23 protein-coding genes are annotated in these 25,459 nt (G+C 50.0%); 5 read left to right on the top strand and 18 right to left on the bottom strand.

Annotation, left to right across the window (positions count from 1 at the left end; genetic code table 11):
• Positions 1-36: 36 nt before the first annotated feature.
• Positions 37-1,293 carry an ABC transporter substrate-binding protein gene (locus ABJ225_RS19700; protein WP_347321412.1) on the bottom strand — a complete coding sequence of 419 codons (1,257 nt, stop codon included), beginning with the start codon at positions 1,291-1,293 and terminating at the stop codon, positions 37-39.
• A 258-nt stretch (positions 1,294-1,551) separates the two neighbouring features.
• On the opposite strand from ABJ225_RS19700, the gene ABJ225_RS19695 reads away from it, so the two are divergent.
• The gene (locus tag ABJ225_RS19695; protein ID WP_056541439.1) at positions 1,552-2,313 is read left to right on the top strand and encodes an IclR family transcriptional regulator; all 762 of its coding nucleotides are present in this window, start codon (positions 1,552-1,554) and stop codon (positions 2,311-2,313) included.
• Positions 2,314-2,363: 50 nt separating this feature from the next.
• Here the strand turns inward: ABJ225_RS19695 and kduD are convergent, their stop codons facing one another.
• The 12 genes from kduD to ABJ225_RS19635 all read right to left on the bottom strand — a co-directional run bounded on the left by kduD (position 2,364) and on the right by ABJ225_RS19635 (position 14,142).
• Complete coding sequence (kduD, locus tag ABJ225_RS19690) at positions 2,364-3,119, bottom strand: 2-dehydro-3-deoxy-D-gluconate 5-dehydrogenase KduD (RefSeq protein WP_347321411.1); 756 nt, start codon at positions 3,117-3,119, stop codon at positions 2,364-2,366.
• Between the two features lie 21 nt (positions 3,120-3,140).
• A complete protein-coding gene (locus ABJ225_RS19685; RefSeq protein WP_347321410.1) occupies positions 3,141-3,974 on the bottom strand; it encodes a sugar phosphate isomerase/epimerase family protein in 834 nt (277 codons plus the stop codon).
• An 11-nt stretch (positions 3,975-3,985) separates the two neighbouring features.
• On the bottom strand, positions 3,986-4,816 hold the full coding sequence (gene kduI, locus ABJ225_RS19680) for a 5-dehydro-4-deoxy-D-glucuronate isomerase (protein ID WP_048014006.1): 831 nt from the start codon (positions 4,814-4,816) through the stop codon (positions 3,986-3,988).
• 43 nt (positions 4,817-4,859) lie between these two features.
• A complete protein-coding gene (locus ABJ225_RS19675; RefSeq protein WP_347321409.1) occupies positions 4,860-5,870 on the bottom strand; it encodes a sugar kinase in 1,011 nt (336 codons plus the stop codon).
• On the bottom strand, positions 5,848-6,516 hold the full coding sequence (locus ABJ225_RS19670; RefSeq protein WP_048007289.1) for a bifunctional 4-hydroxy-2-oxoglutarate aldolase/2-dehydro-3-deoxy-phosphogluconate aldolase: 669 nt from the start codon (positions 6,514-6,516) through the stop codon (positions 5,848-5,850). The genes ABJ225_RS19675 and ABJ225_RS19670 overlap by 23 nt, the downstream gene beginning before the upstream one ends.
• A 973-nt stretch (positions 6,517-7,489) precedes the next feature.
• Positions 7,490-8,377: an ROK family protein gene (locus ABJ225_RS19665; RefSeq protein WP_347321408.1), complete on the bottom strand. Its 888-nt coding sequence runs from the start codon at positions 8,375-8,377 to the stop codon at positions 7,490-7,492.
• A gap of 158 nt (positions 8,378-8,535) precedes the next feature.
• Positions 8,536-9,315, bottom strand: coding sequence for an ATP-binding cassette domain-containing protein (locus tag ABJ225_RS19660; RefSeq protein ID WP_056541420.1), 780 nt, complete (start codon positions 9,313-9,315; stop codon positions 8,536-8,538).
• Between the two features lie 15 nt (positions 9,316-9,330).
• Positions 9,331-10,104 (bottom strand): ABC transporter permease subunit, encoded by a 774-nt coding sequence (locus ABJ225_RS19655; protein ID WP_231888717.1) that lies wholly within the window; start codon positions 10,102-10,104, stop codon positions 9,331-9,333.
• A gap of 15 nt (positions 10,105-10,119) precedes the next feature.
• Entirely contained in the window at positions 10,120-11,079 is a 960-nt protein-coding gene (locus ABJ225_RS19650; protein ID WP_347321407.1) for an aliphatic sulfonate ABC transporter substrate-binding protein, read from the bottom strand.
• Positions 11,076-11,897 carry a VOC family protein gene (locus tag ABJ225_RS19645; protein WP_347321406.1) on the bottom strand — a complete coding sequence of 274 codons (822 nt, stop codon included), beginning with the start codon at positions 11,895-11,897 and terminating at the stop codon, positions 11,076-11,078. The genes ABJ225_RS19650 and ABJ225_RS19645 overlap by 4 nt, the downstream gene beginning before the upstream one ends.
• 228 nt (positions 11,898-12,125) lie before the next feature.
• Positions 12,126-13,469, bottom strand: a complete 1,344-nt coding sequence (locus tag ABJ225_RS19640) for a sensor histidine kinase (protein ID WP_347321405.1) — start codon at positions 13,467-13,469, stop codon at positions 12,126-12,128.
• Complete coding sequence (locus tag ABJ225_RS19635; protein WP_252265613.1) at positions 13,462-14,142, bottom strand: response regulator transcription factor; 681 nt, start codon at positions 14,140-14,142, stop codon at positions 13,462-13,464. Before ABJ225_RS19635 ends, ABJ225_RS19640 begins: the two co-directional genes overlap by 8 nt.
• A gap of 133 nt (positions 14,143-14,275) precedes the next feature.
• On the opposite strand from ABJ225_RS19635, the gene ABJ225_RS19630 reads away from it, so the two are divergent.
• From ABJ225_RS19630 to ABJ225_RS19620, 3 genes are all read left to right on the top strand, one after another.
• Positions 14,276-15,022, top strand: coding sequence for an ABC transporter ATP-binding protein (locus ABJ225_RS19630; protein ID WP_048014226.1), 747 nt, complete (start codon positions 14,276-14,278; stop codon positions 15,020-15,022).
• A complete protein-coding gene (locus ABJ225_RS19625) occupies positions 15,019-17,598 on the top strand; it encodes an FtsX-like permease family protein (protein WP_347321404.1) in 2,580 nt (859 codons plus the stop codon). Before ABJ225_RS19630 ends, ABJ225_RS19625 begins: the two co-directional genes overlap by 4 nt.
• A gap of 89 nt (positions 17,599-17,687) precedes the next feature.
• Positions 17,688-18,593 carry a hypothetical protein gene (locus ABJ225_RS19620; protein ID WP_347321403.1) on the top strand — a complete coding sequence of 302 codons (906 nt, stop codon included), beginning with the start codon at positions 17,688-17,690 and terminating at the stop codon, positions 18,591-18,593.
• A 63-nt stretch (positions 18,594-18,656) separates the two neighbouring features.
• Here the strand turns inward: ABJ225_RS19620 and ABJ225_RS19615 are convergent, their stop codons facing one another.
• A complete protein-coding gene (locus tag ABJ225_RS19615) occupies positions 18,657-20,354 on the bottom strand; it encodes a methyl-accepting chemotaxis protein (RefSeq protein ID WP_347321402.1) in 1,698 nt (565 codons plus the stop codon).
• Positions 20,351-21,475, bottom strand: a complete 1,125-nt coding sequence (locus tag ABJ225_RS19610; protein ID WP_048007300.1) for an ATP-grasp domain-containing protein — start codon at positions 21,473-21,475, stop codon at positions 20,351-20,353. Before ABJ225_RS19610 ends, ABJ225_RS19615 begins: the two co-directional genes overlap by 4 nt.
• 290 nt (positions 21,476-21,765) lie before the next feature.
• Here ABJ225_RS19610 and ABJ225_RS19605 point away from each other — a divergent pair, with 290 nt between their 5' ends.
• Entirely contained in the window at positions 21,766-22,221 is a 456-nt protein-coding gene (locus ABJ225_RS19605) for a GNAT family N-acetyltransferase (protein WP_159129097.1), read from the top strand.
• 56 nt (positions 22,222-22,277) lie between these two features.
• Here ABJ225_RS19605 and ABJ225_RS19600 read toward each other — a convergent pair whose 3' ends face one another.
• From ABJ225_RS19600 to proV, 3 genes are read right to left on the bottom strand one after another with little or no spacing between them, the layout of a single operon-like run.
• Positions 22,278-23,159, bottom strand: coding sequence for a glycine betaine ABC transporter substrate-binding protein (locus ABJ225_RS19600; protein ID WP_048007302.1), 882 nt, complete (start codon positions 23,157-23,159; stop codon positions 22,278-22,280).
• 14 nt (positions 23,160-23,173) lie between these two features.
• Complete coding sequence (locus ABJ225_RS19595) at positions 23,174-24,007, bottom strand: ABC transporter permease (RefSeq protein WP_048007303.1); 834 nt, start codon at positions 24,005-24,007, stop codon at positions 23,174-23,176.
• A complete protein-coding gene (gene proV / locus ABJ225_RS19590) occupies positions 24,004-25,266 on the bottom strand; it encodes a glycine betaine/L-proline ABC transporter ATP-binding protein ProV (RefSeq protein WP_048007304.1) in 1,263 nt (420 codons plus the stop codon). Before proV ends, ABJ225_RS19595 begins: the two co-directional genes overlap by 4 nt.
• Positions 25,267-25,459: the final 193 nt, after the last annotated feature.

The raw sequence follows: 25,459 nt of genomic DNA, 5'->3' as shown, positions 1-25,459 counted from the left end.
GGAGTATGGACCATACTCCCGCGCCGGTTTTTAATGTTACTTTACATACGCATCCGTGTACCTTTGCTCTACCGTCTTGATGGTGTCATCGATGGATTGCTCGCCGTTCAACGTCTTGATCATGTTGTCGCGGAGCACGTTATTGGCTATTTTTTCAGATGTCAATTGCATCGTATCGCGTTCTGATTTTGACTTTGCAGCCACCTTGGCCGTAGAGCTGATCTCTTCGTTGTATACTTCATACGCATGTGTTCCTGCTTCGCCTACACCGTAGTCCACTTCTGCACCCTCGACAACCGGAAGATATCCGCCGAGACCTGCAAGCTCTTCATAGTTTTCCTTCGTGTAAAGCCAGTCGATGAATTTCTGCGTTTCTTTCTCCACTCCGGATCCTTCGAATTTCACCATGTAGTTTCCACCGAAGTTCGTGGAGCGGACCGTTTCATACGGCATCTGGACGCTTGCCCATTCGAAGTTCTTGATGTTCTTCTCGAAATCTTTTACCTGCCATACACCTGAGTAGTATGCTGCCACCTGTCCGCTCTTGAACATGGAAGATGGATCTTCACCCGCAGCCCAAACGGCTTTCGGCATGATTTTGTCGTCGTTCAGCTTCACGAAATATTCAAGGCCTTTTTTCGTTTCAGGATTCGTGGTGTACTTTCCATTCTCCTCATAGAATCCTTTGCTTCCGAACTGATAGAGCAAGGTGCTCAGACGGTGTTCGGATTGATCCATGACCATCCCGTATTTTGCATCCGTTTTTTCAGTCACTGTCTTTAAAGCGCTTACAAACTCATCCCATGTCCACACATCATCACCTGATGTCGGGTACTTAACTCCGGCTTCGTCAAACAGGTCTTTATTGATGAATAGACCGACTGCCGTGAAATCGATTGGAATGGCTTTGATCTTGCCGTCATCTTTAATCGCAAGGTCTTCCCTTACGTTTTTATCCTTCATTGTAGAGCTGAGATCTGCCAGTGAATCACTCCAGATCGGATTGAATTCTGCCGTACGTGCCAGTGCAGGAGGATTCCCTGCCTGTACCATGTTCGTGATCCGTGTCGCCATATCACTGAACGGCACATCCACGACTTCGATCTCCACCCCTGTTTCTTCCGTATACTTCTTCGACATGGTCGCAAGCGCAGCTCCTTCGACATTATCACCGGAAACGAAGAACTGAAGCTTCTTCTTATCCGAAGATGATTTCTCAGAGTTTGAACATGCCGTCATGAACAAAAGTACAAATGATACGACTACAAGCAAACTGACCTTCCATTTTCTCACACTAACACCCCATTGTTTAGATTAGGTAAGCGTTTTACCTTAAGATGGCAAAAAGCCGCTTGATTCCGTGTGTAACTCTAGTAAGTATATTTGGGAAAGCGCTTACTTAAACTGATTATATTCCGTGCCTGATAGAATTACAACAATTTTTCGAACAATTAAACATTTATTTTTTATTTCTAAATAGGAAACCGATTGTCTTGTATAGCAATAATCTGTTCGATATACTTAATAAAAAGCGGTACAGGAGAGAAAAACATGACCACTCAAAAACCTTACGGGACCGTGCTGATCAAGGCGTCCCTCATTCTGGATCATCTGTCTTCGAGCAATGGTCCCCAGTCCCTCCAATCCATTGCAAAAGAAACGGGACTGACCAGCTCGACTGCCCTCAAGATCCTTGATACGCTGGTTCTCATCGGCTATGTACAGAAGGATCCTGAGCTGAAGCGATTCAGCCTCGGGCCGTCCATCATCAAGTATGCGCTGAAGGCACTGAGTCAGCTCGATATCAAACAGATTGCCCAGCCCCATCTCGAAGCGTTCCAGGCGCGGACGAACGAAACGGTCCACCTTGGGATACTCGACCACATCCATGTTGTCTATGTGGCAAAGATCGAAAGTCAAAACCCCGTCTGTCTGTATTCCAAAGTAGGGAAAAACATCCCGCTCTACTGCTCTGCCATGGGAAAAGCGATCCTTGCCGATCAGAGCGATGAGGAAATCAGGCGCTACCTGAATTCCATCGAGATGGTGAGGATGACGGACAATACGATCACCACTCATGAAGGATTTTTCGACGAAATTGAAAAGGTGCGTGCCCAGGGGTATGCGTTTGACGATAGTGAGCACGAAAATGAAGTATTTTGCGTAGGGACGGCCATCACGACCTCGGGCGGCAAGAACGTCGGGGCAATCAGCGTCAGTGTTCCCACCTATCGCCTAACAGACGAAGTATTGCAGAACCTGATCAAAGAAGTCGAGACGTGCCGGAACAATATTCTGAACGATCTCGAATAATGAACATATAAAAGCCCAAGAATGAAACCATTCTTGGGCTTTTCCGTCTATTATGAGCTCATCCATCCGCCATCGACGCAGAGGATATGTCCGTTTACGTAATTGGAAGCATCTGAAGCAAGGAAGACAGCGGCTCCCTTGAGATCTTCGGGACGACCCCAGCGCCCCTGAGGGATGCGTGACGTAATCGAAGCACTCCGTTCAGCGTTCCCGCGGAGCTGCGCCGTGTTATCCGTCTCGAAGTAACCGGGTGCTATGGCATTCACATTGACGCCCTTCTTGCCCCACTCGTTGGCAAATGACTTCGTCAATCCTGCTACCGCATGCTTACTTGCCGTATATGCAGGGACGCGTAAGCCTCCCTGGAACGACAGCATGGACGCGATATTGATGATCTTCCCGCTCCCTTTCTCGATCATCTGCTTGCCGACTTCACGACAAAGCTGGAACACAGCATGCTGGTTCACATTGATGACGTCAAACCAGTCTTCATCCTGGAAATTCTCCGCATCCTCGCGACGGATGATGCCTGAATTATTGACGAGGATATCGATGCGTCCTTCCTTGGCAAGGGCTTCCTCAGCCAGCTTGGACGCAGCACCCTTCTCTGAAAGATCGACCTTCACTTCATGGAACACCCCGCCAAGCCCTTCGATCTTCTCGCGCGTTTCATTCATCGCACTTATGCCTGCGCCGATGACGACGGCTCCTGCTTCCGCCAGTCCGACGGCCATACCCTGACCGAGTCCACGGCTCGCACCCGTGACAAGGGCGACTTTCCCTTCCAATGAAAACAATCCTGTCATGCTCATCCCTCTTCCTTTCTGTTAGGCCTGCTCATACTTATTCTTTAAAAATGCCAGACTATCATCGATATACGGCTCCACCGTTTCTTCCATGATGATATTGATGTAGGGCTTGTTTGCCTTCAACCAACCAAAGAGCCAGTCATAATTCATCAAACCGGTCCCGACCGGAGCCGTACTGAGGACCCCATCCTCGACCTTGAAATCCTTCGCGTGGAAGATGGCAATCCTGTGGCCGAATGCCTCCATCGCTTCTTCGAACACCTTCTCCTGCTCTTGATAATTCTCGAGTGTCATGAGGTTCATGGGATCGAAGACGACCTGCAGATTATGTGAATCGACCGCATCGAGCAGCCGTTTCATCTTCTCCACCGTATGGATCGGATGGTTGACACCCGCCTCGATCCCGACGATGACGCCGAATTTCTCAGCTTCTGCCACCATTTCCCTGACGCTCCTCACCACATCCTGGAAAGGCGCTTCATGAAAATTATCCGTCGTATACCCCATCTTGGAGTGGACGTTCCCCGTCTCCGTCGCTACGATGCTGCAGCCGAAGTCCCGGGCATAGCGAATATGCTCCTTGAACCGGCCCATTCCTTTTCGTCTCTCCGTATGATCGGGGTCGATCATATTGAAGTAGCATCCAAGGACGGCGATCTGGATCCCGCGGGCGTCGAATGCATTCTTCACATACCTTCCGAAACCAGGGCTCAGTGCCCCGTGGTGAGACGGGACATCAAGGGATTTCGCCAGGGCGAACTGCACGCAGGCTACCCCCTTGTTCCCAAGCTCCTCCACGAGTTCCGGTAGCGGACGCTTCTCGATATCGTGTGCTCTCATCCCGATGTTCATGGAACCACCCCTTATCGTAAGTCTTCCATCTTGATATGGTCCATGTCATCATAGGTGATGTTTTCTCCACACATGCCCCAGATGAACGTGTAGTTGCTTGTCGCCGTACCCGTATGGATCGACCAGCTCGGCGAAATCGCGGCCTGCTCGTTCTTCATCACAAGGTGGCGTGTCTCATCCGGCTGACCCATGAAATGGAACACCCTTGTATCCGGCTCCATATCAAAGTACAAATACACTTCCATGCGGCGCTCATGCGTGTGGCAAGGCATCGTGTTCCATACGCTTCCCGGCGACAGCATCGTGAGCCCCATTTGGAGCTGGCAGCTCTCGCATACGTTCGGATGGATATACTGGTGGATCTTCCGTTCGTTGAGGGTCCCCTGTTCACCCATTTCAAGCGGTTTGATTTCATTGATATCGATCTTCACCGTCGGATATTTGTGGTGGGCAGGAGTTGAATTGATATAGAATTTTGCCGGATTCTTCGGATCCTTCGAACGGAAGAGAACCTGCTCCGTCCCTTTCCCGACGTACAGTCCGTCATAGCGGATCATGGAATACTCTTCCCCATCAAGGATGACGCTTCCTTCGCCGCCGATATTGATGATGCCGAGCTCGCGACGCTCAAGGAAGTAGTTCACTCCAAGTTCCTTATCGAGCTTGATTGTCAGCTCCTGATCGGCAGGTGTCACACCGCCGAAGATCATGCGATCCACATGCGTATACGTGAGGTGAACCTGACCAGCTTCGAACAGGGTCTCTTTCAAAAAGTGCTTCCGCAGTTCCTCGGTATTGTAGCGTTTGATTTCCTCGGGATGGTTGGCATAACGTGTTTCCATGACTCATCTCTCCTTCATTTTCATAGTATGGTAGGTTGCGATGCTATCTGACGATGGTGCCGGATCCGCTATCTATAAACTGGCGAACCTCTTCTTCGGTGAAAAGGCTACTATCTCCGCGTACGGTATGTTTCAGTGCGGATGCTCCCGTGGCAAAGGCGGCAATCCCGTCCGGATCATTTCCCTTCAGGATGCCATGAAGGATCCCCGCAGCAAAGGCATCTCCCCCGCCGACTCGATCCACAATGGGATCGATATGATGGAGCTTCGATTGGTGGAGCATGCCGTGAGCATAATAGTTACCCTGCAGGTCATTGACGGTGGAGGACTTGACATCCCTGAATGTCGACGCCATATGGCGGATATTCGGATACTCCCTTTCCATTTCCTTGTAATATTGAAGCAGTCTCTCTTCACGAGAAAGTGCCGGATCTTTCCTCTCCAAACCGAGGAGATGTACGGCATCCAGTTCCCCGAAGAATGCGATATCCACATATGGAAGCAGCGGCTTATACGCAAGGGAGGCTTCTCGTTGGCTCCAGAGACTTGCCCGGTAGTTAAAGTCGAAGCTTGTCGTGATTCCTCGTTCTTTTGCTTTTTGAAGCGCTTGCAATGTAATCGTCCTGAGTTCCTCTGAGAGGGCCAGGGTGATCCCTGATACATGGAGGAGACCGACGCCGTCAAGGGTGTGATCCCAATTTATTTCACCAGTGGACAAATGGGAAAAACTTGAGTACTTGCGATCATAAATGACCTTGGCACTGCGTTCCCCGACACCCGATTCCAGATAGTAGGTGCCGAGACGATCCCCTCCCTGGAGGATCAAATCCGTACTCACCCCATGGGACCGGAGGTGGTGCTTGACCGCCTCACCGATGGGATGGGCCGGAATCTTACTTACATAGTGGACGTCATGCCCGAAGTGGGCAAGGGAAACGGCGACATTGGCCTCGGCCCCACCGTAGTTCATCTGCAGGGAACCTGCACGGATCAGCCGCTCCCCTTCACCGGTGGATAATCGCAGCATGATTTCACCGAACGTGAGTACCTTCATACGATCCTCCCCTTGCTTCTTTGACCTTCAGGATATACTCTTTCGCGTACTCCGTGATTTTCTCGAAGTCCCCAGTCTTGGCAGGCTCGAGGAGACTTCCCCCTACACCGACTGCCACGCAGCCGTTCCGGATCCACTCTGCTACATTTCCGAGGCTCACCCCGCCGGTCGGCATGATGTTTACCTGAGGAAGAGGAGCTTTGATGCCCTTGATGAAGTCCGGACCATAGGCACTTCCCGGGAATAGCTTGATGATGTCGACTCCGCTCTCGAGTGCGGTCTTCATTTCAGTGATGGTCATGCAGCCCGGCATGTAAGGCACCTGATACAGATTGCATAGTTTGGCGGTTGCTTCATCGAAGCTTGGGCTTACGACGAAGTCGGCTCCTGCAAGGATGGCGATCCGAGCGGTCTGGGCGTCGAGGACGGTGCCTGCGCCGATGAGGACATCGGTTCCTTCGTAGATGGAGCTAAGCTCTTTGATGACTTCGGCGGCCCCGTCCACGGTGAAGGTGACTTCGATTCCTTTGATTCCTCCGCTGACGCACGCGTCGGAGATGACGATGGCCTGTTCTTTGCTGTCTGCCCGGACGACGGCGACGACGCCGCATTCTTTGATTCCATTCAATACTTCGATTTTTCTCATTGTTCTCCACCTGCACCTTTAAGATTTCCTATTTGGAAATCTAATTTATTATTTAGAAATATATGAGTTTAGTATAAACAAAGTTTGGGATTTTCACAATAAGAAACGCTTACAATTCTGAAAATTGTTTTCGACTTAGTGTTCGGAGATTTTTGTAATCTTGATTAAATGAAGGATCATTTATACGGAGACCGTTCCGTTTCGCTGCGGGTGGCCGCTTTCCTGCGGGGTGGACGGTGAGCCGCTTCGGCTGCGCCTGCAGGGTCTCACCTGCCCACTTTTCCCGCGGGAGTCGGCCCCCCTCCGCTTCACTTCACTCTTTTTTGTTTGATGGGGAGAAAGAAACGGAAACTTAGATTCATAGGTTAGATTTGTCCGAGTTGTCTATATTGAACCTACAACCTACATGGTGGATCAAATCAGAGGAGCGGACCTATCTACATCACATTTCTTTAGCTCAGGGATGCTTGCCATGATAGACTCATCCACTTGAAATTTCTATCAAACTCTTCTAACCCTCAGAGTGGATCGGAGCGGAGGGCACTTGACTCCTACGGGAATAGAGGGATGTTCGAGACCCCGCAAGAATGAGGAGGCTCGACTCACTCCCCGTGGAAAGCAAGGGCCCGCAGCGCAGAGGAACGGACTCTTCCACATTGCCATTTCCTCTATACCAGGAAGCACTCATGATCGTCTCTCCTTCCTTGAAGAATTCCACCGGAACTCCTCTAACCCACAGAGTGAATCGGAGAGGAAGGCACTTGACTCCTACGGGAATAGAGGGATGTTCGAGACCCCGCAAGCGGCGCAGCTGGGGAGGCTCGACTTCCTCCCCGTGGAAAGCAAGGGCCTACAGCGCAGAGGAACGGAACCTTCTCCATCACCACCTCCTCAATACCGGGAGGAACCCCATATCTGTCATTGATATAAAAAAAAGGCTGATCCCAAAAGACCAGCCTGCTCCCATATACACTTATACCTGTGTTGTTTCCCTGTTGATTTCATCTTCATATGCTTCATGTGCAAGCATGAGCGACCCGGTAATACCGGCATTATCTCCAAGACCTGGTGAGACGATATAGTCTTCAAGCGGCGGAAGATCGACGTATCCATTAATCATCTTCTCCAGATGCTTGTAAATGATCGGGAAGATTTGCTTCTGCTTCATCACGCCCCCACCTAGGATGATCTTCTTCGGTGAGATGATGACGATATATTGCATGAGGGCCTGGGCGATATAGTAGCCTTCCATCTCCCATACTTCCCCTTTGTCTACGAGCTGGTCGCCTTTGACACCCCATCTTGCTTCGATGGCCGGACCTGCTGCCAGTCCTTCAAGACAATCCTTATGATACGGGCATTTGCCTTCATATGCATCATCTTCATGACGGCGAATGAGGATATGGCCCATTTCAGGATGGGAGAGTCCCTGGAGGAGTTTCCCTTGGACGACGGCACCGGCACCGATACCCGTGCCGACCGTGATATAAAGGCAGCTGTCGAGGCCTTTGGCTGCGCCGAATGTTGCCTCCCCAAGGGCTGCGGCGTTTACATCCGTATTGAATCCGACCGGAACGGGAATGGCTTCCTTGATCGCTTGAACGAACGGATAGTCCTTCCACCCGACCTTAGGCGTGGATGTGACATTTCCGTATGAAGCGCTTTCTCTATTCACGTCAATCGGTCCGAATGATCCGATGCCGATCGCCTTGACGGGATGTTTTCTGAAAAACTCAATGACCTTCGGAATCGTTTCTTCTGGAAGGGTCGTCGGGATCTGGACCCTGTCGATGATGGTTCCCTGTTCATCGCCTACAGCACAGACAAACTTCGTACCGCCAGCTTCAATTGCACCTAGCATGTCTCATTACCTCCATCTTCTCTATCAATCTTCTTCTATTCTACCTCAGGTTGTGATTGGTTTCCTTTACTTTTATCGGATTTGGCATACATTTTTCTTTGGATTTATGCTTTTATATACAAAAGCCGCCGCTCCACTGGGGGAGCGACGGCGTCTTTTCAGATGGTCTTGAACTTCTTTTCTTGTACGGGCGGTGCTTCTTTCATGATGGCAGACAGCACCCTTTCCTCCAAGGCGACGAGTTCCGGTGATGAGACCTGCCTTGGTCTTGCAGCGTTGACCGGAACATTCAACGCGATTCGCCCGTCCTCGATCAGAACGATCCGATCTGCGAGGCGGATGGCTTCCCGTACATCATGCGTGACCAGGAGCGCAGTGAATCCTACCCCCTGCCAGATTGTCTCCACGAGGTTCTGCATCTCAAGCTTCGTGAAGGCGTCGAGGGCACTGAGCGGTTCATCCAATAGAAGGAGGGACGGTTCATGGATAAGGGCGCGGGCCAAGGCAACACGTTGCTTCTGTCCTCCGGAAAGCTTGGATGGCCATTGGTCTTTGTAGGACAGGAGCCCAACGGCCTCAAGTACGCTTTCCGCCCTGGCCTTCCAGTCCCCTTTCAGGCCGAGACCGACGTTCTGGATGACCGTCTTCCATGGAAGTAGCCTGGAATCCTGATACATCATCGTGATCTTGGACGCATCTTCACCCGCAGGCTTCCCGTTGAAAAGCAGTTCACCATCGGACAATGATTCAAGTCCGGCCACCAGGCGGAGCAGCGTACTCTTTCCGCTACCGCTCTTTCCGATAATGGCTACGAATTCATTTTTCTCCACCGTGAGCTCTATGTTTTTCAACACTTCCTTATCGCCGAATTGTTTACCGGCACCGACCAGGTCGATCCGGACCGGCTGGCTGTTGCGTTTTGTTTCCAGATTGGACATAAGACTCCCTCCTTTCTATGATTTCACATAGCTTTCGTTCCACTTCAGTGCCTTCTTTTCGCCGACTTGAGCGACGATGTCGGCCAGTTTTCCGAGAAGGGCGTAGATGACGATGCTCAGGATGATAATATCTGTCTGCATGAACTCCCGTGCGTTCGTTGCCAGATAGCCGATCCCCTGCTCCGTCGGTATGGTTTCTGCCACAATCAATGTAAGCCACATCACGCCTAGGGCATAGCGGAGGCCTACAAAGATGGATGGGAGAGCCCAAGGGAAAAGGATATGTTTGAACAACTGCCAGCCCTTCAGGTTATACATCCTGCCCATCTCGATAAAGTTCGGATCCACGGTCCGGATGCCATGATACGTGTTGATATAAACAGGGAACATCACCCCAAGGATCACTAGGAAGATCTTCGCGCTTTCATCGATCCCGAGCCATACAATCACTAGGGGCAACAGGGCAAGATGGGGGATATTCCGGATCATTTGGATGGTTGTATCCGTCAGGCGGAAGGAAACATCCGACAGTCCATTCAGGATGCCAAGGACGAACCCGATCACACCGCCGATCAGCATTCCGATGGCCGCACGCGACAGGCTTGCGAGTATATGTGTGGAGAGTTCTCCCGATACCGCAAGCTCCCATCCGCTCACTACTACGGCAACAGGGGACGGGAAAAGGGACGGGGAGACAATTTCAAGTGATGACACAAGCTCCCATAGGGCCAAGAGAAGGATCGGGATGATCCACGGCTGGACGGAATGGAACCAATTATTCTTCTTCAAACCTATCATCCTTCCTTACTTGATCGGCATATCTTTTGATACATCCAGTTCTTTTGGAATCAAGCCGATTTCGTAGTATTTATCTGCCTGCCTCTGCTGGGCATCGATGATTTCCTGTGTAATGCCCGTGGCACCGTATGTTCGGCGTTCAACCGCTTTGGAAATGATGCTCTCATCGATTCCGAGCGCTTTGGAAAGAAGATCTGTTACTTCGTCTTTGTTATCGTTCGCCCACTGATCGGATTTGTCGATGGCTTTTATGATGGTGTCCACGAGCTCCGGATGGTCTTCGGCGAATTCGGGAGTAGAATAGTAGAATGTGCGATTAGGGTAATCATAATCCTTATTTTCCGTCAGGGTCTTCACGTCCAGTTCGGTTTCGATACCGGCAAAGAACGGGTCATAGGAAGCAAGGGCATCCACCTGCTTCGTCTCAATGAGAGAACGGCCCTGCGCCGCATCTTCCGGGTATACCCATTGAACGTCATCTGCCGTCAGTCCGACGGATTCAAGGGCTAGAATGGCAAGATAGTGATGGTTTCCGCCCTTCAATACCCCAACCTTTTTGCCTTTAAGCTCTTCTATGGAATTGATTCCAGAGTCGGTCCGGACCATGAGCCCGACACCTTCCGGATTGGGGGCATCCGCCCCTACATACACAAGGGGTTTACCTGAAGCCTGGGCAAAGATGCCCGATCCATCTGCCGCATGACCAAAGTCGATGGCATTGGAGTAGATTCCTTCGAGAAGGGTTCCTCCATGGGTGAAGAGCTTCCACTCTACTTTGTATCCTTCTTCCTTCAGGGCTTCTTCCAGGAACCCGCTTTCTTTCAAGATGTTGATCGTATTTCCTTTTTGATACCCGATCTTGATCACCTTCGAGTCCTTCTTCTCCGCACTCGATGATGAACCGCTGCATCCTGCTAACAGGAGAAAGATCGAGATCATGATGGCGATGACACTGTACTTTTTCATTTGGCTTCCTCCTTTACCTTGAATCGATAATCGCCTTCGCGAATGCTTTGTGTTCGGGATTCACTTCCTTCAAACAGTACCTGAAACGGCTTTTCTCCCCGTACGTCGAGCACGTTCTGTACGATGCCTTTCCCGGTTGGTGTATAGAATACGAGGTTGCCACCTTGCAACTTCAGGCCTTTCCCCTTTGCCTGCAAAGACTCGTCTTGGAACTCCTCTGTTATGGGAAGGTCCAGAATGTCGGCCCAGCGTGAGACTGCCCCGAGATTCTTCACGGCGAACCCGACAGCTTCGAGCGTCAGTTCCCCCCCGGGATGCGCAGAGATGACACCTCGCTCTTCGAGGTCACGCTGCCGCTCCTCATCTCCTTCTTCCCATTGAATGAAAAAGGGCAGTTCAGGTCCCCCTTCCGGATCTCCTACATGCAGCAGCTTCCAACTCACGACGCTCCCATCAGGACGTTTCCTGCTCATCGGATTCGGTCCATGTACATCAAGACCGAGTTCTCTGAAACGTTCCGCATCCTGCTCCAAATCTTTCGACCTCAATGCGACCCTCGACAATCCTTCCTTGTATCCGTCATGCCGGAACGTTTCGCGCAGACTGTAAGGAACCGCTGAGGCAGACTCTGCCAGACCTTGATCGAATACACCGATCCATTCGATGTAGCTCAACCCAAAATATCCGAGGGCATTGTACGTACCGTGGTTTTCGTGCCTTCCTCCTTCGACTGCATGGATCCCGGCGCGAATGACTTCTTCCCGAGTCTCTTCAGGACTTTTGACGAAATGGACCAAATGATCAAATTGAAATCCCATATTCCTCTCCCCTTCTTTGACGCTTTACATGATAAAAGCTTGACGCTGCAAAAAAAGACCCTACTACCCCCTTGAAAGGGTAATAGGGCCTTCGGTTTGTCCGATCAGCTCCGCTAATTCATATTAAATTCATCGGATTAATAAAATTTATACTAATATGGTTTCCAGGAAAAATCAACCTTTTATTTATAAAATTCTGACCCTTTGTACTTGTAAGCGCTTTTTTATCTATAATTGGATAATGAATGTCGATCCTTTCCCCATACAGCTCTCCACCTCGATCTGTCCGCCATGGCGTTCCACGATTTGCTTGGCTATGGCGAGTCCGAGTCCGCTTCCCCCTGTCTCCCTGTTACGGGAATGTTCCCCGCGATATAAGGGCTGAAAGATGGAGTGGATTTCGTGAGGAGGTATGCCTTCCCCGTTGTCTTCCACAGCAATGCTGGATGCTTTTACAGTCACCGCCACTTCCCCTCGTGACGGCGTGTACCGGATGGCATTGCCGATGATGTTTTCAAGAGCACGTGAAAAGAGAAAAGGATCTGCATCGGCTACAAAATCCCCTTCAGATCTTATCGATAATACCTGAGCTTTCTCCTTCGCCAAAGGCATGAGACTGATCACAAGTTCCTCTGTCAGGAGGCCCATATCCACCTGTTGAAGAGAGAGCTTGGCATCGAGCAAATTCATCTTCGTATACGTATGGAGCTCGTCAATAAGCTGATTGAGGACGTTTGCCTTCCGATAGCTGATGTCGACATAGTTCATCCTCTTCTCCGGCGTATCGGCCACTCCCTTTAGAATGCCTTCCAAGTATCCCCTGATCGAGAAAAGCGGGGTCCGGAGATCATGGATGATAGAGGAGATGAACATCTTTCTTTCCTCCTCCATCTGAGCCTGACGGGTCGTGGATTCCTCCAGTTTCATTTGCATGACGGAGATGGACCGTGACAGGTCATTCAGTTCCTTGACCGGGGTCGTGGGCAGCTGCGAATGGAACTGCCTCGTGCTGATGAGTTCCGCTGCCTCCTTCAGTTCTTTTACGGGCAAGAGGATCTTCTTCCTGATGAAGCGTGAACCGATAAGAAGAATGAGGGCGAATACCGCAAGAAAGATGAACCCGCCACCCCATTCATTAACGAGATAACCAAGCCAAGAAGGTTGATCCGGCTTGACGGGACTCCTCATATCTTTGACGTAGACCGTTCCTTGCCGTTCCTGACCATCCATCAGCGGATATTCCTCAAGAAAGGATGGGCCCTGGCTCCCCCCTTGCTTCATGTTAGAGAATAAGAGTTTGTCCTCACCGTCAAAGATCTTCAGTTCGACTTCTTTCTCCTTAGCTTCCATCTCCATCTCTTCTTGCCACCCGATTTCCTTCCACAGGTCAGACTTTGAGAGGACGTCTTCGTTCACCCAAGGCTCCAGGCTCGGAAGGAACGATTCGGCCTCTGACGCATGCCAATCCTCATAAAGGTATACGACGCCCCTTGTCACCAATAAAGGGAGAACCATGAAGAGAAGCAGGAAGAGCAGAAGCCATTGTTTAATCGAAAGGGCCTCCTTACGCATGGATCAGCTCCTCCGCTTTGTACCCGACGCCCCATACCGTTGAAATCTGGAAGCGTGACGTCTTTTCCTGAACCTTCTCCCTTAGTTTGGCAACGTGGACCCTGACGGTGTGGTAGTCCCCTCCTTCATACCCCCAGATCCTCTCCAGGATCTGTTCGTAGGTGTAAACCTGATTGGGTCCCTCAAGGAATAGATGCATGAGCTCGTACTCCTTCCCCGTCAGGTTCACCCGTTCGTTTCCGACCTGGAATGTACGTGAATCAGTATGGAGCGAGACACCTGCATAGGACAAGGTCGAAGAAAGGGTGGGACCGATCCTCCGCTCCACTGCCTTGACTCGTGCCACGATTTCTCCGGGGGAAGCATTTTTGACAATATAATCATCCGCCCCGATGCTGAGTCCCCTGATCTTACTTGTATCATCATCCAAGGCACTCAGGAAGAGAATGGGGATGGACGATGTCCGGCGGATCTCCTTGCAAAGGGTAAAGCCTGAATCGTCCGGCATCATGATATCCAGCAAAACAAGAAAAATCTCTTCCCTTTCAAGGTGCTCCCTTGCTTCCTTTGCGTTGAAGGCCTTCGAGACATCGAATCCTTCCACCATAAGAAAGTCTTCCAAAAGGTCTGCGATCTCTTTTTCATCATCTACGATCAATATTCGTCTACTCATCTGTTTCGTTCCCATCTGTTTTTCTTTTATTATATCAATCCCATCCTTGGATAAACTTTATAGTTTCTTGATACTTTCCCGATGGGGAGTTGAGGTCCCTTCTGTACGATACGGTCATAGAGGAGGAAATGATATGACCATCTTGCACATCAATCATCTTGAAAAAGTATACGGGCAGGGCTCCAACGCCTTCCATGCCCTGAAGGATCTGACGATGAACGTAGAAAAGGGTGAGTTCCTTGCCATCATGGGGACAAGCGGTTCAGGGAAATCGACCCTGTTGAATATGATGGCCGGACTCGATCAACCGACCAGGGGGACCATCCACCTGAACGGGCAGCCTGTCCACTCATTGAGAGACGGTGCCCTCACCGAACTGAGAAGGGATCACATCGGATTCATCTTCCAGTTCTTCAACCTGATCCCGGTTCTTACGGTTCTGGAGAATGTCACCCTTCCTTCAGATCTGGCTTCAAAGAGGAAAGGCATAAAGAAAAGGGCCATGGATCTATTGGATCATCTCGGCATTTCCCACCTTGCCGGTTCGTTCCCCTCCGAGCTCTCGGGTGGACAACAGCAGCGGGTGGCGATTGCGAGGGCCCTGGTGACAGAGCCTAAGATCATCCTCGCCGATGAACCGACCGGAAGCCTGGATTCAAAAACCGGAAAGGAGATCCTGCAGCTTCTGCGAGCGTTTACCGAAGAGCTCGGTCACACCCTCATCATGGTCACCCATGATGCTCAGGTTGCCGCCCACTCCCATCGGGTCATCTTCCTTCGCGACGGGGTACTTATAAACGACACGCGCCTTTCAGGAAAACACTCCATCATGGAGAAAACGGCCCTTCTCAATCAGGAAATCGAGAGGTTCTCCCTATGATGACAGCCCTTCGTTTAGCCATTCGCTTCCTGCTCTCCCGGAAGAGCCGGACCATTTTATCCATCATAGGGATCTCACTCGGATTCGCCCTGCTGTTTGCCACCAACATCCTGATGACGTCCCTGGAGGTCGCCAATGAAGGTTTTGCCGAAGAGAAATATGGCCGATATGAAATCATCGCAGGCTATCAAACCGCTTCATCGTTCCTGACGGATGAACAGGTGAAAGACATCCAATCCTATCAGGAGGTGTCCCGCACAAGTTCGTTTCTCTATCCCTACATCGGGGACGATCATCCGTACCAGTCCGTCACCCAGCTCCAGCCCATGTACATCGGTGTGGATCGCGTGCCGTTGACCAGTGAGCACCCCTTGGGGAAGCTTTCTTCGGGCACGCTGCCGGGGAACCGGGAGATTGCGATTCCATACAGCTGGGCCAAATCACATCATCTTTCCATCGGCTCAGAATTGACCCTTCCGTTTCCCCCGGGTAAAGACCGGACCGTACGGGTGTCAGGGATCCTTGCCAAGAGCGAGCATACCAACTTTATTTTTTTGTTCGAGCGGAAATGGCTTGCAGATGCAACCGGACAATCAGGTCATACAACGACCGTCATGCTCGACCTCAGTGATTGGAGAGAGAAGGAGGCTGTCCTCCGGAAGCTGAATGAGATTGATCCGGATTTATATATCGACCGGCAGGCTGCAAAGGATACCGAACGCAGCCAGCTTGGCGGACTGAAACCTCTCGTCCAGGGACTGGGTGCCGCCGTGACGCTGGGGAGTACACTTCTCCTCATCAGCACCCTGCAGATGTCGATCCAGGAACGGAAGAAAGAAATCGCCACCCTTCGCCTGCTCGGATCGAAAAGGCGTCAGATCGTATGGCTGGTCATGACCGAGGCCACCATCCTCGCGCTTGTATCGGGCTTGCTCGGAATCGGCATTGGCGCAGGTCTCGCCTTCATGCTGCAAGGCTTCCTGGCCCGCATGAGCGGACTAACCATTACCGGGCTCACATTCGATCCGTCGTTTGCCCTCCTGAGTCTGGTCGGAGGGATGATGGTCACTGTAGCGGGCAGCTGTCTCCCAGCCGTCCTTGCCAGCCGCGAACGTCCGCTTCATGCATACCGTGAGGCGAGCATTCATGGTCACAAGGGCGGTTGGGTCAGGAACTTGCTGGGGGCTGTGGCCATCGCCTTCGCCCTGATAACGGCACTCTTATCAGGGGGAGCAAAGGGACATCTTGCCTCAGCAGTCCTCCTTACAATCGGGACTGGACTCCTACTGCCTGCCCTTTTCAGCTGGACCATCCGTGCATTGAGCTCCCTTCTTGCACCCCTGATCCGCAATGGGGCATCCCTGGCGAGGCGCAGCACCCTAAGGCAGGCGCGACGAAGCGTCCAGATTGCGGCCGTTGCGATGCTTGCCTGCTCGATCGGAATCGTTGGTACGGGGGTGCTCGGTACCGTCAAGCAGGATACAATGAAGAGCATCATGGATCGTTATCCACTCGATCATATCCTTCAGTCGAATACAGGATTGGATCAAGATGGATTCAGTCCAGAATTATTCCACGATATCCAAGAGCTTGACGGGGTCTCTGCCGTGCCTATTTATAAAGGAGAGCTCATGATTACCGATGGATGGAAGATGCACGGCACTGATATGAGTACGATTGATGTAGACGGTAAGCCTGAATTGCTCACCTCACTTCAACCCGTGGACTGGAAGGTGCTTCAACAGGCGTTTCCCCTTATGATTTCAGCAGAGGAAATCAAGATGACCGATTTCAATGAGGGAGGGGTAGTCATCACTTCCTTTATGTCGGAAAAACTTGGCCTCCTGGTTGGAGATTCCATCTCCATGGTAAGAGAATCAAGCTACGACTATGGCTCAGGTAAATGGAAGAAAGGATATGAAACAGTAGACTTAAAGGTAACCGGTATCATACAGGCATTCCCTTTCGGCGATCGGGAGGATTTCTCCTTCTACACCTCACCGAGTTGGATGGAAGCGAACATGGGACCGGTCAGCTTGGATGAAATCCACTACACCCTTACCAATTCCTCCAAAAAGGAGGAGCATGAAGCACGTATTCAAACGTTTGTTCAAAATGAAGGAACATCTGAGGCGATTTCGTTGGATAAGGGCGAGGAACTGGAGCTCTTGCAGCATCAATTCCTCCAAAGGACCACTTTTCTGGGGATTACCATTTCCCTCATATGCCTATTGGCCTTGATCGGATTGATGAACAACATGACAGGAAGCCTGAAGGAACGAAGAAGGGAAATCGCGACGATGAGGGCGTTAGGGATATCGTTCAGGAAGATTTCACGCTTGATCCTGACCGAAGGAGTCCTCATTACATCGGCAGGCGGCATCCTGGGCTCCCTTTACGGAACCATCCTGCTTCAGCTTCTCTTGTCTGCCCTGGACCATCATTCATTTGTCATGTCGTGGGCATTCACTGGGGGTTGTTTGATCCTCTCCCCCTTCCTCGGTATGGCGGCGGTCCTCTTCCCTCTGTGGCAACTCAGGAGATCCTCCATCCTTCAAGAACTGGCGGCCCACTAACGCCAGTTCCAAACCCGCCCTTCACATCATCCTACTTATTCCGATAATGACAGTAACAGGAATAAAATATGTGATTGAGGTGGAGGAATATGAAGATCGATTTTTCGTATACCGGGGCATTGATGGGCGCCCCAAAGGATCTGAACCAGAATGGATTTGCACCTGCTTTTCCAAAGGACCCCGTAACGATTCCAAAAGAAGACAAGGCATATACTGTTACCCTTTCCCATGAGTGGAGAACGTTTGCCGATGCAGAGAAGATCAGGATGGAGGACCTTTATTCCAAGACCACCATTGACCCCGATGATCCATTCTCCTACAAGCCAAAGGATCAATGGCTGATCTTCACTCAATACCTTCATGAACAGGGGGGATTTGATGGGAAACCACGAGAAGAAGTCGCAGACATGGAAGAGCATTTAAAGCGGATCACGGATGGATTGGACAGCCTGCACGCCGGCGGAATCGATCTTGCCGGCGGACTCACCAGGGAGTTGGATTCATTTGAAGCGCATCTGGAATATGCCGCTTCCCTTTCAGCATTGAATCGATTCAGCGAGAAGTTCCTGACAGGTGACGCTCAGGCAGGATTCAAAGACCTCATCGATGGATACGCGAAGCATAATCGTACGGTCGTCGAACATCACAGTTCCTTGGAAGAGCGATTCTTCCAAGCACGGGCATCAATCACTGTACCTGATGTACGTCTCACGCTTGAACAGGAAAAAGAAGTGCGCATCACCAACCGCCTGGGGAAATCAGATCGCATCCTAAAGGATGAGCTTGTACAGACGTACATAACTTTTTTTGAAGGAATCCGCAACGGAGATGACATCCAGCCGGCAATAGACGCAGTAAAGAAGGCCTTCCTCTCTAACATCCTTGACCAGACCCACTTGAAGGACCGCGAAGAGATGAAGGAATGGCTGATGGAAAGGACATCTGATACGTTTGATAGAATTGGATCCTTTTTCGCTGCATTGAATGACCGCTGACGTCAAACGAAAAAACCCAAGAATGAGTTTCTTTCATTCTTGGGTTTCCTTTTTATTGTTTTCCTACACTTTGAACCTTTGAACTTCTTCCTTCAATGAGTCGGCCATGGTCTTCAGCTCACTGTTTTTCGTTTGAAGGGTTCGGACCGTTGTATTCTGCTGTTCGGAAGATGAGGCGATTTCCTGAAGCGTCGCCACCCCTTCCTCTGAGATCGCCGCGATTTCATGGATGGATTCAATGGAATCTTTTGTGTTTGATTGCACGGTATCCATGCTCGATACCATTTTCCTCACTTCATCGGAGAGGCCCTGGACACCGTGGAAGATGGTTTCAAACAGCTCTCCGCTTGTAGCTACAAGATTCACTCCGTCTTCGATATCGGAATTGACTTCTTTGTTGGCATCCATCATTTCGGCTGTCTGCTGGTTGATCTCTTGGATGGCCTGATTAATGGTTTTTACATTGGAATCAGTCAGGCGCGCCAGATTCTGAACCTCTTCTGCCACGACGGCAAACCCTTTTCCAGCTTCTCCCGCCCTGGCTGCTTCAATGGAAGCATTAAGTGAGAGGAGATTGGTTTGATCTGAAATGTCCTTGATCAGGTCAATATCCCGGTTGATGGCGACGATTTTATTTTCCAGGGTCATCAATCGTTCATGGCTGATCTGGCTGTTCTTCTGGATCCGTGTGATTTGATCGGTGATCCTCACAATCTGATCGGACCCTTCTTTTGCCCGTTGGCTCGTGCTCTGTGTGAACTGGTCGATGAGTCCGGTCTGTTCTGTCAAAGCCTTCACTTCATCAGACATGGAAGTGGTACCGGCTGAGATCCGCTCAATATGCTGTGAGCGGCTCTCGCTCGCCCGCGCTTCCTCCATCGTTCCCGTGGCGATTTGTTCCGAAGCCTCGGTCATCTCACTGAAGCCTGTCACGAGATCAACGCTTGTGGCATCGATCGCGTCTGCATTCGTCTTCACGCTTTCGATCATCCGGATAAGATTCCCGCGCATATGCTCGAACTTATCGGAAAGGGTCCCGATCTCGTCTTGCCTCGACGTGGTGATTTCTTCAGTCAGATCTCCACTGGCCATTTTATCCATGGAGTGGACAAGCTTCTGGATATGCTTATTCATGTTGCGTCCGAATAAGTATGCAATGACACCGCCGATGAGGATGGCCATGACCACAAATCCGATGAGGAAAAGATTGATCGTGGTGATGAGGTCATCTATGAACTGCGTGCTCATATCGACGCCGATGATGGCATCAGATCCATCCACCGGAACGAAGTAGGATTTATGACTTCCCCATTTATCTGTATAAATAGAGGTAAGGACGGATTTCTTCTCCTCAAACGCACGTGCCTGATCATCCGTGAACGGAGATTCCACCATGGCATCGGACGATCCATTCATCCCGACGATGTAGTCTTTCCCATTCTGCCGAGTCAGCACGTACACGTACTCGAGGCCTTCCTTGCCCTTGGCGTACTCATCAAGGAATGTTGTGAGCTGGGATTCACCACCCTCGCCTGCTATCACCTGATTCACGACGTTTTCATCGGTGAACGCGGATAAATTCTCTCCATTCATCTCGAGGATCTGATCGAATTCCGGAAGCACATGTTCATCGATAATGTATCCGGTGATGGATTTCACGAAAATGAACAGCGCCAGTCCGATGATTGCAAATGGAATCATGAAGTTCAGGAACATCTGGCCTTGCAGTGACTTCTTCGGATTCAGATTGAATGATTTCATGACGGTACCCCCTCTTTCTTCTCGGTGATATACGGGTTCAACTCTACGTGCAGAAGATCGTGAACCTCTTCCATGGATGACGTTCTGAAAAAGACCACTGAAAGCATCTGATCATCAGATGATTCGACGTTCCGGTATTCGAGGATATCCGTGAAACGTTCTTTCAATGCTTCATGATCAAAGCTGTGCAAGTCCTGTTTCAATATGTCTACAGGAAGTTCTATGCAACAGAACCCATAGATGCGATCGTCGGTGCGCTTTAAGATTTCCGACCAGTCCGGACGTTCATTGAGCATATAAGCCTCTGCACCATTGATGCCGTATGCATGGGTACTGATATCCGTCGTACCGGCTCCAGCAAAGCGGAGCGGGTTCAACTCAATTGCCATCATACCGGCTTCACTGCGGCGCAGCTCCAAGTGGAAGGGGTAGTGACTGACTTCAAGCATCCCGCTAAGTTTGTGAAGGAATCCCTCCACTTCATGGAATACTTCTGCCACGATGGACGTAGACGTATAGTACATACGGTCGGATGTATCGGTTGAAGAGGCAAACATCCTCTTCAGGATGTTCAGGATCACCGGTTTCCCTTCATGATCGAAGTAGCAGTCGACTGCATACTCCTCCCCGTCAATCCACTTCTCGATGATGATCTCGTCCTGGTCTACGACCGACTCGCTGTAGACTCCCTTGGACAGGGTCAGCTCGCCATATAGCTCAGCAACGGATCGATCCCATTCGGAGCGATCTTGAACCAGCTTCACCCCGACACTTGAATAGCCTTTATTCGGCTTGATGACGAGGGGGAATGGCAGGATCTCTTTTGACATGGAGCGTAATTCTTGCAGGGATACCAGTTGGAAATAGTAGTCCGGGAATAGATCGGACAACATCGCTCTGAACGTTGCCTTTTGTTTGACCATCTGGGAAATCCGGGTGAAAGGATGATGAGGCGCCCATTCATTCAGACGCTGAAGGCATGCCTCGGAATTCGTCAGTACTCTGGAATGCTCGTCCAGTTCCAATGGTCCTTCGCACTCTTCATCAATAACGGGTATATGAAGGCGCTGGGCCGTTTCCATCAACATGGGGGATACATTTTCTTTTTTGATAATAAACACATTTACACCTCCGTGGATTCTACCCTATAACTATCGGCCATCCTCATGGAGTTTGAATAGAATTACACTTATATTTGTAGGTATTTAAGCCTAATCATGAAAATAAAAGTGATTCTTTTGGATTATAAATGGTATAATATCCAATTAATATTCCTTCTATGGAAACTTCTTCTTATTTTTCATAAAATGGTGATAGCCCATTGCATCTGTGTTGGATATGACGCAAAACGTTTCACATGAAACAATCGGTTGATCCAAAGAGATACGTTAAGCCTTGAGGAGGAAATGAAGTGAAAATCATAGTAGATGATGTATCGGGAGCGGTCATTCAAGAATTGATTACAAGTCATCTAGCAAGCATGAATGAGACGTCCCCACCGGAAAGTGTACATGCGTTGGGAATTGATAAGCTCAGGAGAGAGGATGTTACCGTTTGGAGTGCCTGGATAGAGGAATCCCTGGCCGGGTGCGGAGCCTTGAAAGAACTAGATCCCACCCACGGTGAAATCAAATCCATGAAGACCGACCCCGGACACCTTCGGAAAGGCGTGGCCGGCGCCCTTCTCTCACACATCATACAGGAAGCAAAGAATCGGGGGTATCGCCGGCTCAGTCTTGAGACAGGCTCCATGGATGCCTTTCGTCCTGCTCAGCTCCTGTATGAGCGCGCAGGCTTCCATTACTGCCCACCATTCGGATCATATACCGATGACCCGAACAGCCGGTTCATGACATTGGAATTATAAGGATAAAAAAAGAGGATGCCCCCGTTATCAGGAGGCATCCTCTTTCATTTCATTCATTATTTAAGATCTTCGATTGAGTCGGCTTCTACATAAGAAGGAACGACAAGACCTGTTTTTGCACCTTCAAGGTTTGGTCCAAGACGGTCCATCTTATCACCATATTTATCAAGGTAGTCTTTATGAGTCAATGGCAACCATCCGGATACCGTCGCATCTGCATTTCCTTCAGCTACAGCCGTGAACATTGGACCTGCATCCAGCTGAACAAGCTTCACTTTGTATCCGATGCTCTCAAGTACTTTTGCCACAACATTCGTGCTGGCGATTTCGGAATCCCATGCTACATAAGAAAGGGTGATGTCTTCGCCGCTTACTTTGTCAGCACCTTTTGTCCATTCATCGACTTTATCTTTGTTGTCTTTTACCCATTTATCAGCAGCTTCGGCAGGATCGGTACCTTCTTGGATATCGACCATGACTTCACCGATGTCATCATTCGTCCAGCTGAACTGATCCAGCACGGTGTAGGCGCTCGGTTGATCTTCTTTCAAACCTTTACGTGCGAAGGTTTCGATTTTTTCAGCGTCACCGTACACACCTTTAGGGTCTTTCAAATATTTCAGGTCATACTTGGCGAACATCCAATGCGGAGTCCAGCCGGTCACGATGATTGGATCTTCATTTTTGATGGCTTTATCAAGCTCTGCAGCCATTGCAGCTGAAGAAGACTCGACCAATTTGTAGTCTTTAAGATTATCGTACTCTTCCAGGGCTTTGTTCGTTGCCGTCATGATACCGGCTCCAGGCTCGATCCCGGTGATTTTGTAGTCCACTTCATCACCGATGGTCTTGCCTTCTTTTGAATCATTTCCACAAGCGGCCAATCCTACAGATAGAGCGAGGATGGAAGCCAAACCAGCAATACGTAGTTTTTTCATTGTGTTTCCCCCTTTTAGTTTTTAGATGAACCTATATTTTGAGAAATCCGATCGAGCACGATCGCCAGGATGACGATGGCCAGACCAGCTTCAAAACCAACACCGACTTTCAATTGGGTAACAGCACGGTAAACATCTGCGCCTAGTCCAGGAGCACCGACAAGTGAAGCGATGACGACCATGGAAAGGGCCAGCATGATGCTTTGGTTGATACCGGCCATGATGGTGCTTGTAGCCAGCGGCAGCTGAACTTTGAACAGCTTCTGACGTGGAGTTGAACCGAATGCATTCGATGCTTCCACGAGATCTTCCGGCACCTGACGAATCCCGAGGTTGGTCAGACGGATCGTTGGAGGCATGGAGAAGATGACAGATGCAATGATACCCGGTACAACTCCGATTCCGAAGAAGATGATTGCCGGAATCAGATAGACGAATGCAGGCATCGTCTGCATAAAGTCAAGGATCGGCGTGATGATTTTCATCGCGCGGTCACTTTGTGAAATCCAGATCCCGATTGGTATACCTATTATGATAGATATGATAACGGATGCTAAGACGAGGGCGAGCGTATCAATCGTTCCATCCCAGTAACCAAGATTGTCAATGAGCAACAGGCCGACTGCCGTAAATACGGCGATGGTCCAGCGGCTCACCCACCAGGCGAGGGCAACAAAAATCAAAATCAACAGAAGCGTAGGGATCGATTCAAGAACCATGACGAAGAAATCAACAACAGATCCGATGGCATCAGTCAGGAAGTCAAAGAACGGTCCGAAGATGTCTTTGATCCAGTTGACGAAGCTATCCACCCAGCTTGCTAACGGAAGTTTCGGTAGGAATGTCATATGTTATTCACCTCAATTCCCTCAGCGTCTACATTTGTATCTGAGTGTTCTTTTGTTTCGGTTGTAAGATTCATGTCTGATTCGAGGCCGGCAAGTGCGCCTAATACGGCACCCCTTACGATGACTCCACGCAGTCTGCCTTCTTCTGTCACGACTGGAAGTGGCAGACTTGCCGTTGCGACTTGTTCGAACATATCGACAAGCAGTGTCTCAGGTTTGAGAGACTCGATATCCGTGATCAGGATATCCTGAAGCGTTTGTTGATTTTTCACCGCTGCCGAAGCAGCTTCGATGGTGACGGCACCAAGCAGCTTCTGTTTGCTGTCCACGACGAACAAGTGGGAGATCCCCTCGTCCTTCATGACTTTCACGGCTACACGCGGTCCGCGGTCGATGCGCACCATTTCAGGGCGCTTCATGACATGCTCAGCAGTGAGCACTTTAGACAAGTCGACGTCCTCTACGAAACGCTCAACATAGTCGTTGGCAGGGTTTGTCATGATCTCTTCCGGTGTACCCACCTGTACGATGTTCCCATCTTTCATAAGGGCGATGCGGTCGCCGATGCGAAGGGCTTCATCAAGGTCATGGGTGATGAAGACAATGGTCTTCTCCATTTTCTCCTGAAGCTCGAGAAGTTCATTCTGCATATCTTTGCGGATCAACGGATCCAATGCGCTGAATGCTTCATCCATAAGGAGGATATCAGGGTCGTTTGCAAGGGCACGCGCCAGACCGACACGCTGCTGCATACCACCGCTGAGTTCGCTTGGGTAGCTATTTTCGTATCCTTTGAGCCCTACAAGCTCAAGGGATTCGATTGCCTTTTGCTTACGTTTGGATTTTTCTACACCTTGGACTTCAAGTCCATATTCAGTATTATCGAGAACAGTTCGGTGAGGGAATAGTGCGAAGCGTTGGAATACCATGCTCAGTTTCTTCCTTCTTACTTCCCTAAGCTCGTTGGGTTTGAGCTTAACGATGTTCTTGCCATCAATGAGAACTTCTCCATCGGTCGGATCAATCAGGCGATTGAGCATCCTTACCAATGTCGATTTACCACTTCCTGATAGCCCCATGATTACGAAGATTTCACCTGCATACACATCAAAGCTTGCTTTGTTGACACCGACGGTCATGCCGGTCTTTTCAAGTATTTCCCGTTTGGTCTTGCCCTCGTTCAGGAGTTTGACTCCCTGTTGGGGCGATTTACCAAAGACTTTCGTAACGTTTTGAACGCTAATTTTTTTCTCAGCCATAAATCCACCTCTAATCTTGTTTAAAAACGTCAAATTTTGTCGAATCCGAGCGATTTTTCTAGCATACCTTAAAAGTATAAAGGACTTTTGTAGGAGGTAACAAATGGGATAAACCTTCATATTCACCGAATATAGTTCGTACAGTTAAAACTGTACGTTCGAAATCATCTTATTCTTAGATTTCTTTGGATAT

Origin of the sequence: Rossellomorea sp. RS05 (genome assembly GCF_039822645.1) — a bacterium.
Taxonomy (GTDB): Bacteria; Bacillota; Bacilli; order Bacillales; family Bacillaceae_B; genus Rossellomorea; species Rossellomorea marisflavi_B.
This window is presented reverse-complemented; position numbering and strand designations above follow the sequence as displayed.

What these genes read in the sequence shown, in the direction of transcription:
- ABJ225_RS19695 (WP_056541439.1), top strand. Translation starts at nt 1,552, where the DNA reads ATGACCACTCAAAAACCTTACGGGACCGTGCTGATCAAGGCGTCCCTC.
- kduD (WP_347321411.1), bottom strand. Translation starts at nt 3,119, where the DNA reads ATGACAGGATTGTTTTCATTGGAAGGGAAAGTCGCCCTTGTCACGGGT.
- ABJ225_RS19685 (WP_347321410.1), bottom strand. Translation starts at nt 3,974, where the DNA reads ATGAACATCGGGATGAGAGCACACGATATCGAGAAGCGTCCGCTACCG.
- kduI (WP_048014006.1), bottom strand. Translation starts at nt 4,816, where the DNA reads ATGGAAACACGTTATGCCAACCATCCCGAGGAAATCAAACGCTACAAT.
- ABJ225_RS19675 (WP_347321409.1), bottom strand. Translation starts at nt 5,870, where the DNA reads ATGAAGGTACTCACGTTCGGTGAAATCATGCTGCGATTATCCACCGGT.
- ABJ225_RS19670 (WP_048007289.1), bottom strand. Translation starts at nt 6,516, where the DNA reads ATGAGAAAAATCGAAGTATTGAATGGAATCAAAGAATGCGGCGTCGTC.
- ABJ225_RS19665 (WP_347321408.1), bottom strand. Translation starts at nt 8,377, where the DNA reads ATGCTAGGTGCAATTGAAGCTGGCGGTACGAAGTTTGTCTGTGCTGTA.
- ABJ225_RS19660 (WP_056541420.1), bottom strand. Translation starts at nt 9,315, where the DNA reads ATGTCCAATCTGGAAACAAAACGCAACAGCCAGCCGGTCCGGATCGAC.
- ABJ225_RS19650 (WP_347321407.1), bottom strand. Translation starts at nt 11,079, where the DNA reads ATGAAAAAGTACAGTGTCATCGCCATCATGATCTCGATCTTTCTCCTG.
- ABJ225_RS19645 (WP_347321406.1), bottom strand. Translation starts at nt 11,897, where the DNA reads ATGGGATTTCAATTTGATCATTTGGTCCATTTCGTCAAAAGTCCTGAA.
- ABJ225_RS19640 (WP_347321405.1), bottom strand. Translation starts at nt 13,469, where the DNA reads ATGCGTAAGGAGGCCCTTTCGATTAAACAATGGCTTCTGCTCTTCCTG.
- ABJ225_RS19635 (WP_252265613.1), bottom strand. Translation starts at nt 14,142, where the DNA reads ATGAGTAGACGAATATTGATCGTAGATGATGAAAAAGAGATCGCAGAC.
- ABJ225_RS19630 (WP_048014226.1), top strand. Translation starts at nt 14,276, where the DNA reads ATGACCATCTTGCACATCAATCATCTTGAAAAAGTATACGGGCAGGGC.
- ABJ225_RS19625 (WP_347321404.1), top strand. Translation starts at nt 15,019, where the DNA reads ATGATGACAGCCCTTCGTTTAGCCATTCGCTTCCTGCTCTCCCGGAAG.
- ABJ225_RS19620 (WP_347321403.1), top strand. Translation starts at nt 17,688, where the DNA reads ATGAAGATCGATTTTTCGTATACCGGGGCATTGATGGGCGCCCCAAAG.
- ABJ225_RS19615 (WP_347321402.1), bottom strand. Translation starts at nt 20,354, where the DNA reads ATGAAATCATTCAATCTGAATCCGAAGAAGTCACTGCAAGGCCAGATG.
- ABJ225_RS19600 (WP_048007302.1), bottom strand. Translation starts at nt 23,159, where the DNA reads ATGAAAAAACTACGTATTGCTGGTTTGGCTTCCATCCTCGCTCTATCT.
- ABJ225_RS19595 (WP_048007303.1), bottom strand. Translation starts at nt 24,007, where the DNA reads ATGACATTCCTACCGAAACTTCCGTTAGCAAGCTGGGTGGATAGCTTC.
- proV (WP_048007304.1), bottom strand. Translation starts at nt 25,266, where the DNA reads ATGGCTGAGAAAAAAATTAGCGTTCAAAACGTTACGAAAGTCTTTGGT.